This is a genomic window from Vibrio sp. 10N.222.49.C9, assembly GCF_041474985.1.
Taxonomy (GTDB): domain Bacteria; phylum Pseudomonadota; class Gammaproteobacteria; order Enterobacterales; family Vibrionaceae; genus Vibrio; species Vibrio crassostreae_C.
The window spans coordinates 1-268 of record NZ_JBFRVD010001078.1 but is presented as its reverse complement, the minus strand read 5'-3'; the positions used below and the strand labels follow the sequence as shown (position 1 = coordinate 268).

1 protein-coding gene is annotated in these 268 nt (G+C 43.7%); it reads right to left on the bottom strand.

Features of this window, described 5'->3' with window-relative positions; genetic code table 11:
• Positions 1–257, bottom strand: a 257-nt coding sequence (locus tag AB4585_RS26970) for a hypothetical protein (protein WP_372171810.1), incomplete at its 3' end; no start/stop codon positions are given.
• Positions 258–268 lie beyond the last annotated feature (11 nt).

Here is a 268-nt window from a genome sequence, read left to right as displayed (position 1 = left end):
ATTGGTTTGCTGAACACTAAGCCAATACCCATGAGCGTAGAACCGATAACCAGGTAATTCTTTCTCTTCGTCTTGAGCGCACGTACAAAGCGTTTAACTGTGACATTGTACTTGAGAGAGTCTTCGTCTTTTATTGTGGAGAGTAGGGCAATCAGGATAGATAGTGTTATGTGTATGTAGGCATCTGAAAATATCATCAGTAGCGACATTGCCACTGCACCGATAGCTACATAGCGTTCAAAGCCGAAATGACGCAAGTGGCTCTTCC